At 57.4% G+C, this 8,896-nt stretch carries 5 protein-coding genes; 1 reads left to right on the forward strand and 4 read right to left on the reverse strand.

The window, feature by feature from the left end; genetic code table 11:
• Positions 1 to 32: 32 nt before the first annotated feature.
• The 4 genes from IQK56_RS19305 to ung form a co-directional block, all read right to left on the reverse strand.
• Entirely contained in the window at positions 33 to 2,219 is a 2,187-nt protein-coding gene (locus IQK56_RS19305; RefSeq protein WP_193863406.1) for an autotransporter outer membrane beta-barrel domain-containing protein, read from the reverse strand.
• A 322-nt stretch (positions 2,220 to 2,541) separates the two neighbouring features.
• Positions 2,542 to 4,485: a hypothetical protein gene (locus tag IQK56_RS19310; RefSeq protein ID WP_193863404.1), complete on the reverse strand. Its 1,944-nt coding sequence runs from the start codon at positions 4,483 to 4,485 to the stop codon at positions 2,542 to 2,544.
• Positions 4,486 to 4,825: 340 nt separating this feature from the next.
• A complete protein-coding gene (locus tag IQK56_RS19315) occupies positions 4,826 to 6,793 on the reverse strand; it encodes a hypothetical protein (protein ID WP_193863402.1) in 1,968 nt (655 codons plus the stop codon).
• Positions 6,794 to 6,936: 143 nt separating this feature from the next.
• The gene (gene ung / locus IQK56_RS19320; protein WP_122309297.1) at positions 6,937 to 7,629 is read right to left on the reverse strand and encodes a uracil-DNA glycosylase; all 693 of its coding nucleotides are present in this window, start codon (positions 7,627 to 7,629) and stop codon (positions 6,937 to 6,939) included.
• A gap of 136 nt (positions 7,630 to 7,765) precedes the next feature.
• On the opposite strand from ung, the gene IQK56_RS19325 reads away from it, so the two are divergent.
• A complete protein-coding gene (locus IQK56_RS19325; protein ID WP_150761396.1) occupies positions 7,766 to 8,878 on the forward strand; it encodes an enoyl-CoA hydratase/isomerase family protein in 1,113 nt (370 codons plus the stop codon).
• Positions 8,879 to 8,896: the final 18 nt, after the last annotated feature.

Below are 8,896 nucleotides of genomic sequence, written 5' to 3' on the forward strand. Positions count from 1 at the left end.
TTTAATTCATCTGCACTCGGGCGGCTGCTACCTTAGAAATCGTACCGCAACCCCACATTCACCCCATACGGCTGCTTGATGTTCTTCCCGGTGCTGCGCTCAACATCCGCATGCAACTTCAGGTTCTGCGACACCGACATCGCCACACCCGCTCCCAGCTTCAGGCGCGAACCCGACAGGTCGTTGTTGAACGCGTTGTCGTTGACGAACACCTTATTGCTCTGGTCGAACTCGTGGGCCACCGCAGCCTTCAAGTACGGCTGCAACACGCCGCCGCTTTCCAATTGAATATTGCGCCCCACCGTTGTACCGATTTCACCGATGACCGAGCTTGAACGGTCGCCCTTGGCGTCCAGGCCATTATTCAGCGTGTAGCTTTGGGCCTGGGTAATCACCGCCGCCAACTGACCATACGGCTCGACGAAATAACCGTCGTCCAGGCTGATATGGCGACCGACTTCCGCCGACGCGCCCATCGCGTTTTGCGTGTAGTTGCCCTTGGCTTTCTTGCCGTCGCTCATCGCCACCTTGGACTCGTTGTGCATGCGGTTGAACTTGAGCACGCCGTCAAAGTAGAAGCCGCTCTCGGCATCCATCCACGTGGCATAACCGCCCACGTAGTAGCTGTTGATGGTGGCGCTGCTGCCACGATTCAAGTCCAGGTCCGAGGTGCTGTGACCCGCCATGGCACCGATCAGCCACTGGCCGTCGCCGCCCTCTACCGGCGCGTCGGCACCGAGGGTAAAACCACGTTGCGACTGGTTATAACCCAAGCCCGTCTTGTCGTTGGACACTTCGTATTTGTTGCCGTAGGCGCGAGTCCACAGGCCTGCGGATTTGCCGTCGCTGAAGCGCAATTCGCCCATGCGGGTACGCAGGGTGGTCATTTCACCCAGCAATACACTTGGCGCAGCATTGAACAACGCAAGCACGGAGTTGGTGCTCGGGCTGATCACTTTGCTGTCCGGGTCGAGGTACCAATCCTTGCTCTCGTTGTCATCGATCAGGCTGTAGGAGTAAGTCCCCACGTCCACGCGATCACCCAGCAGGCTGAACTTGGCAACGCCATCCGCGGTGTGTACCACGTGCAAACGGTCATCGCTCAAGGGGTCAGCGCCGCTGCTGGCGATCAACAGTTGGTGCTCGCCCGCAGACGTGCCGGTGACGTTGAGGAAGTCGCCCTTCTGGGTGGAAAAGTCCACGCTCATGAGGAAGGTGCCGTTCCCCGACAGGTTTTCCACGTCGAGTTGGTAGAAGTGCCCCGTATCGCCGAACTTGATGTTGCCGCCAGACAGCAGCAAATCGCCGACCTGTTGGTCATCAACCATGACCCATGTTGCGTCGTTGCTGATTGCAAGTTTTTCGACATTCTCCAGGCGACCTGTGAGGATCGAGCCATTGTCGAGGCCGACGCTGGCACTGCCACCGTTGTTGATCACATCGCCGTTCATGATCGCCCGGTCCAGGCTCAGGTCCAGCACACTTGACGCACCGACCTGAATATTGCCGGTAAGGGCAGTGTGGCTGACGCGCATATCCGCTGAGCCACCATTGGTCAGCTCCACCATATTGCCATTGCCCCCCACCAGGGTGGAGCCGTTGCTGATGTTGATCTGGGTGCCGCCCGGGTAATCCACCAGGATTGCCGCGCCCGTTTCGCCCACCACTTCGGTTTGATTAAGTGTCAATACGGACGGGTTATCCTGGGTAGGAAGACGGTAAGCCACAATACCGTTGGTGCCACCGACGATACGGCTCTTGTTGGCCGTCAGCTGGCCGTCATAGGACGCCAAACCGTTCTTGCCGCCGTAAACCTCCGTGCCATTGAGCGTCAACGCGCTGGCACCATTGAGCATGATACCGTCGGTCGCACCTTCAATCAGACTGTTGCTGACAACTACGCTGGAACCCTGGGTGCCCCGGGAGCCAACAATCATGCCGACGCCGCCGGCACTGGAAATATAAGCATCTTGAATGTTGGCCTGGCTGCCATAAAGCGCCACGCCCACTTCAGAGCCCACAGTAGCTTTAACCTGGCCGCCGGTCATATTGAAGGTGGAGCCGTAAGCCAGGACGCTGACGATATCGGCGCCATTGGAGGTCAGCGTTGCATCGGTAACTTTATAGCGGTCGCGCTGCGCGTTTTCGTCAATAACGACATTCTGGCCAGGATGAATATCGACAGCGAAAGCCTGTGTGGCCGCCAGGGAAAACGGCATGACCGCCAATACTTTAATAACGCTCGCGAGCCGGGAAAGGGCAAAAGATGTTTCATTACTCAAGGGGTAGTACCTCTATTCGGGTGACTGAACAAGCCAAGCGACTACAGGACCAGCGGCTCAGGCTTTCAGAGGCGAAAAGAGTACGGAACGAAGAGGGCGATGCATGTAAGTCGAATCCCGACGTGCGTAGGACTTATCTTAATCACGCACCGCCAAAGGGTTTTTGATGAGGGGGGGATAGGCCGCGGGGTAAAACAGCACGAGCCGATGAGGCAACCCTCAACGGCTCGTGCATTTCAAACAGCGGGTAACGGGTTTGTTATCCGCAGATACTGCCGTCCGCGTTATAGCGGGTCAGATACACAACCGTCGGGGCAGACTCGCCCTGCGTAACGCCATCAGCCTTTATGATCCGATGGTACGACTCGATACGCCCTTTCAGGACGGGCTGGATAAAGGTCGGGAACGGTACGGTACGCAGTTCTCCTGGATGCCCCGGTAAATTATGATCACCCATCACAGTGACGGGGTCGAACGTATATTCAACCGTGACAATGTCGGAAAAAAGATCATCAGGACCATACACCACCCACACCAAAATGACTTGATCGCCGATACGCAGGTTTCCAGGGTCCAGTATTTTCGTCCTGATGCCATTGGTAACACCTTGCTGGCAGGTAAGTGCTAAAAAGCCACCGCCCGCAGGATCCACATCGGGGTATTCAATCGGGACGATATCTGAGAGTTCGGCAGCGAAGACATCAACCGGCGTTTCCAACGTCAAGATTAGGTTATCGTTAAGGCCGTTAGTGAGGCCTGCCCAAACCGGCTTGTTTTCCCCGTTACCACCCATGGCGATCACGCCTGCAGGGATCGGAATCTCGAATTGCGCAGCGGTCTCGTCCGCCAGGGTTACGGTATAAGGAGGCGTAAGGGCGGGTATGCCATCCCAGAAGATCTGAATCCTGTGCCCGGCACGCGCTCCGGGGTACACATCAAGGCGCCCGATAGCGTCTCCCTTGTCCCCCGCCCCGATGATATTGATCAGCCCTTCTGAAGACTCCACTTCGATCAGGCCCAGGTTCGGGTTGACCGGGCCCGGATCGTCAGGACTCCCACCTGCCGAGGTCAAATCCACATCCACGGTGATCATGGCTGAAGAGGGTGAGGGTGTGCCCGCACGAATCGCCCGGTAGCTGACCTGTGCCTGATAAGGTGCAGTCAGTCCGCCCGCATCTCTCAGTACATTCCACGGGATCTGCACACGCTGTGGCCAAGTCAGGGACGTCAGGGTGTGGGTGATAAGCTCGTCATTGAACCTAATTTGGATATCATCGCCCACTTTGGCATTGTCATAGCCGTCAATGAAGATCTCTGCCAGACCCTGTTGCGCGTCGGTAAGGTCCAGGGGCGCGGCTGGAATACGGGGGGGAGTCAGGTTGTCTGGGGAGGGCTCGGTAACCACCGTCACCATCGCCAACTCCGGCGGCCAGGAGGTGTTGTTTCCAGCACGGTCTGTATACCGGTAGGCGATATATTTCAGGCCCGGGCCCTGCTCCACAATTTGAGCGGTTGTCAACGTGACCACGAACGGAGCATTCGTTCTAGGTACGTCGCCAATGAATATGGCGACAGGGTTAGGGAACCCCCAGAACACCATCAAACGGTCACCCGCTTGGTTATCAAGCCGTCCAGGGACCGTTAACTGAAGTACATTCCCGTGCTCTGCCAACGCCTCCAGGGTCAGTATGAGGCCCACCCAGGCGGGGAAGATGATCGCCTCGGGTAACACCCTGGCATTGGGATCAAGACGGTCAATGGTCACGCGCGTATTGCCGGATTTTTCATCGGAACCCACCCCGGCAAATATCTCGTAGCTCAGTCTTTTTTCGCCGTGCTCGCCGATCTCCTTTTCCGGAATTGAAAATGTATAAGGCCAAGTGTGCGCGGACAGCGGTTTTGAAAACTTTATACGCGGGCCATACGGCACGCCATTGATATAAAGCTGTAATTCATCATCGTTGGAACCTGGAATCGGGAAGTTATCCGTCCACTGATTAATTTCACACATGACGCCTTGTGCATAAAGTGTCGGCAAATGCATCAAACTAGGTTGACCATCAGGTATATCAGGGAGGGCGTTGGTAACACGCAAGTCGTCGACAATATACGCCCCTCCCGGCGAATGACCTCGTGGATATCGTTTTAATAGAATGTCTGCAGGCTGGGACGGAGGGTTATTTCCGCTGGTTGGGTTCGCCATGGGTAGGTACTCAAGAGATTAAGGACAGTGTTTGCCCAATAAAACTGAACCTGGGTCACATCCATTAAAATCCCTTTGCCTTCAATACACAGCCTGTCAAATTTGACAGCTGCACAATGCGAAAAAGTATGTATCAGGGCGATAACAAGCGGTTACCGGTGTTTTTATAACCAGCCACCGTAAGCATGCCCCCAGTCACGCTATAAACGTCTAAGCAGTTTTGAGGCGCTGACAGCCAAAATTGACCCTATCAACAAGGGGGGCAAACGCCTTTATGGCCAATCACTGTTAATAAAAAAGAGGGCTTACGCCCTCTTAATCAAGTCAATCCCTGCAAACGCTACTGGCCACTCGACGGCCCCAGGCAAGTGCCTCCACCCGGCCGTTTAAGGTCGATATAAATAAGCTTTCTCAACGACAGTCCGGTAGGCCCTGAGGCCTTGAACAAACGGTAAGAAACAACTGCCGAGCCAAACTCCCCAACGAGCCCCGGGAGGGTAATCAAAGGGTTGAAGGGCAGGATCTGGATTCGTGCCATACCGACGTCACGATCATCGGTTGTCAGTAGGTGATCGAACCACTCGTCCGTGCCCTCAAAGGGCTCTCCACTGCCATTTTTGCTCGGATAGCTTTTCCAATACAGACGCACGGTGTCGCCGACCTCGAAATGCTGTGCGTTCCAATCTACGCCCAAGAACACACCCTCCCAAGGCTGCGGGACGGTGCCGCAGGAAACAAAGTCACGATCACTGTCGTTCAGCAACCGCGGCCGCAGCAAACCGATCAACGTGTCAAACTCCACCCGCACTGACGTAAATGGGCTGCGCTGGCGGTTGATGCCATTCTCGGTCCAGTAGTAGACCTCAAGCGCCGGGTTGGAGCCGATCGAGACAACTGTCCAAGGCACTCGAATGATGACGGGCTTGCCGGCGAAGTCGCCTGGCTGCACCACATACTCGCCGGCGTACGTGTCATCATTGCCCCAGTACAACGTCAACCGCTCACCGACGACTGGGTTATGAAACAGCGGTACTTCCACAGGCACCGGCCCCGGCGCATCGACGGAAGTCACGATATTATCCCCGGAGACGCCTTTTACAGTGACCCTCTCCAACCCTGGATTGATCGGGTCAGGGCCAATGGGAGCAGGCCCCGCAACGGTCAAGTCAACCAGGTAGAAACTGTCGGGTGAGCCCTGCGATGCACTATTTCGTCGGTACAGGTAACGTACCCGCACCGGGTAGCTACTGTCGAAGCCGCCGGCAGCCAGGATCGGCCAGGGCACTGACACCGGAATGGGCCATTGCTGTACCGCTCCGATGGTAATCGGAGTCAGCGCATGGGTGTTCCAGAACGGAAAAATTTCGTCGCCAGGGGCCGCGTCGGTGATCAGCGGGATCGACACGGTGACGATTTGGCGCACATCCTCCAGGTCGACCAAGCCATCAACTTCCGCCAGCGGCACCAATGGACGCGGCAGGTCAGGCAGCGTCGCCAACGACACGTTAAGCTCCACCGGCGCAGAAAACGGCCCCACAACGCCTGCCCTGTCAGTCAGTGAATAAGAGGCAAAACGTTGCCCTGGGCCTGACGCGCGTACAAATGCCTCAGGAAAGGTGAACTCAATGGGCGCGCCTTCAACATGCGCACGCTCAATCACCAGGGTGCCTGCCAGATTAACATCGGGGAACACGCCCCAAAAAAAACTGAGCAGATCCTCGGTACGCATATCCACCCATCGAGACACCCATGTAGGCACTCCGACGTTTGCAACCAGGTAGTCATCCGTCACCTCGATCAGTACCTCGTCCTCAAACTCGAGCTCCGGGCCGGGATTGCCTGAGTTGGGGGCCGTCTGATCCACATTGATAAAAGTCGGAAACGAATCGGTCAATGGCAGAAACGGCGAACTGACTCGGTAACTCAAGCGATGAATACCACCCGTTGACAGGAGGCGTTCCGGCATCTCTTGAGTCAGTGGAAACACCACGTCGGGGTCGTACGGGCCCTGAATCGTGTGCGTATGTTCAACTTCTGCGTCCCATAAGTACTCCACCAGCGTGTTAACGGCTAAATGGGAGAAATGGACCGGCCATACCCGCTCGATAACCACCCTTAACGGCTGGTTTTGCAGACTCAATGGCAAGGTGTATGCCGCCTCGTCCCACAACAACGGCAGTGCCTCAGCCGGGATCGGGTTATCCAGAGTCATGATTGACTCGGAACGTTCGCGAGGGGGGCACTTTTCGACACCGGGCAGCAACGGGTCACCGTGCTGCGCGTCAGAGGGCAGATTCGACTCGGACATGTTGACTCTCCTTGAGCAATCAATCGACGATCGACCATTGACTACCGTCCTGGTGATCACCAGATCGACAAGGCCAAGGCGATTATTAAATGCCCAAAACAGCACACGGGATACTGTCGGAAATAACAGGTAGCCCGCTTACCTCAGAACGGCGGTAACGCCCAATCAATAGGTGTTTCGCCGCTTTGCTCAAGAAACTTGTTGGCGCGGCTGAAATGCCCGCAGCCCAGAAACCCGCGATATGCGGACAACGGCGACGGGTGCACCGACGTGAGCACCAGGTGCTTGGTGGCATCGATCAGCTTCTGCTTGCCCTGGGCATGGGCGCCCCACAGCAGGAACACCAGGTGCGGCTGGTGTTGGCTGACCACTTCGATAATCCGATCGGTAAAGAACTGCCAGCCCTTGCCCGCGTGGGCGTTGGCAGTGGCGCGCTCGACGGTCATGGTGGTGTTGAGCATCAACACGCCCTGGTCAGCCCAGCTTTGCAGGCAGCCGTGGTTGGGGATGTCGATGTTCAGGTCGCGCTTGAGCTCTTTGTAGATGTTGACCAAGGACGGCGGCGTCGGCACGCCCGGTTGCACCGAGAAGCACAAACCGTGGGCCTGGCCGGGGCCGTGGTAAGGATCCTGGCCGAGGATGACCACCTTGACCTTGTCCAAAGGCGTGGAATTGAGCGCATTGAAAATCAGCGGGCCGGGTGGGTAGATCTCTTTGCCGGCGGCATGCTCCTGGCGCAGGAACTCACGCAGTTCGGCCATATAGGGCTTGTCGAACTCATCACGCAGGGCGTGTTTCCAGCTGGGTTCGAGTTTGATACGGTCGCCTTCGGTCATAGTTGAATTGTCTTGTAAAAAATAATGAGGCGAACCCTAGGAAAGCCGGCCTTGCTTGTCAATTGATCTGACACACCATCGGCACTTTCCCACGAAGCGATCATACTGATCCTTCACCCTCCCGAATGAGGTCACAATGAACCTGCACTTCGAAGAGCTGACTGGCAGCGATGGTGCCCGCATCGGCATCGCCAGCCTTGATGCTGAAAAATCCCTGAACGCCCTGTCCCTGCCGATGATCCTGGCCTTACATGATCGCCTGGATGCCTGGGCCAAAGACCCGAACATCGTTTGCGTGCTGCTGCGCGGTAACGGACCCAAGGCCTTTTGCGCCGGTGGCGAGGTGCGCAGCCTGGCCATGGCGTGCCGTGAACAAGCCGGCGAAGTGCCCGCCCTGGCGGCGCAGTTCTTTGCCGCGGAATACCGCCTTGATTACCGCCTGCACACCTACCCCAAGCCGCTGATCTGCTGGGGCCACGGCTATGTGCTGGGCGGCGGCATGGGCCTGCTGCAAAGCGCCGCCATCCGCATCGTCACGCCGAGCAGCCGCCTGGCCATGCCCGAAATCAGCATCGGCCTGTACCCGGATGTGGGCGCCAGTTGGTTTCTGTCGCGCTTGCCGGGCAAGCTCGGTTTATTCCTGGGCCTTACCGGCGCGCACATCAACGGCCGTGATGCACTGGACCTGGGCCTGGCCGACCGTTTCCTGCGCGACGATCAACAGGACGAACTGCTCGATGGCCTGCTGCAACTCAATTGGCAGGAACAGACCGCGATGCAGCTCAACAGCCTGCTCAAGGCCCTGGCCCAGGAAGCAGTCAGCCAACAGCCCGAGGCCCAATGGCTGCCGCGCCGGGCGCAGATCGACGAATGGTTGGACGTTGGCGACGTGCGCTGTGCCTGGCGCGCCTTGAGCCCGCTGCGTGACCACGCTGATCCGCTGTTCAGCCGTGCCGGCACGACCTTGAGCGAAGGCTGCCCGCTGACCGCACACCTGGTGTGGGAACAGATCCAGCGCGCCCGTCATTTATCCCTGGCCCAGGTGTTCCAGATGGAATACACCCTGAGCCTCAATTGCTGCCGTCATCCGGAGTTCAGCGAAGGCGTGCGCGCGCGCTTGATCGACAAGGACCACAAACCCCATTGGCATTGGCCGGATATCAATACAGTCCCGGACGCCGTGGTGCAGGCGCACTTTCACAAGGCGTGGGAAGGCCGCCATCCGCTGGCGGACCTGTCCGATTACTGATTGTTTCACCCATAAAAA

Source organism: Pseudomonas cyclaminis (assembly GCF_015163715.1).
Lineage (GTDB): Bacteria > Pseudomonadota > Gammaproteobacteria > Pseudomonadales > Pseudomonadaceae > Aquipseudomonas > Aquipseudomonas cyclaminis.